The sequence below is a fragment of the Methylobacterium nigriterrae genome, from assembly GCF_037106235.1.
Lineage (GTDB): Bacteria > Pseudomonadota > Alphaproteobacteria > Rhizobiales > Beijerinckiaceae > Methylobacterium > Methylobacterium nigriterrae.
Window position 1 is genome coordinate 1 of record NZ_JBAWTG010000841.1, and the last position, 274, is coordinate 274.

The 274-nt window shown below is 57.3% G+C and carries 1 protein-coding gene; it reads left to right on the forward strand.

Going from position 1 to position 274, the window contains the following annotated elements:
* Window positions 1-253 (forward strand): 2-oxo acid dehydrogenase subunit E2 (locus WDW90_RS39375; protein WP_336493025.1); only part of this gene is annotated, 253 nt, incomplete at its 5' end.
* Window positions 254-274 lie beyond the last annotated feature (21 nt).

Below are 274 nucleotides of genomic sequence, written 5' to 3' on the forward strand. Positions count from 1 at the left end.
GTTCACCATCAGCAACCTCGGGGCCTATGATGTGGAGCATTTCACGCCAATTTTGAATGCGCCGGAAACGGGCATCCTCGGTGTCGGCTCCGCGTACGACGCGCCTGTCTATAAGGGAGAGGAGCTGCAGCGGAGAACGCTGCTGCCGCTGAGCTTGACATTTGATCACCGCGTATTGGACGGGGCGCCGGCTGCGGCATTTTTACGCACGGTAAAGCTGCATCTGGAAACCCCGGTTCTCATGCTGCTGTAAAAAGGAAGGTGGAGCATATGG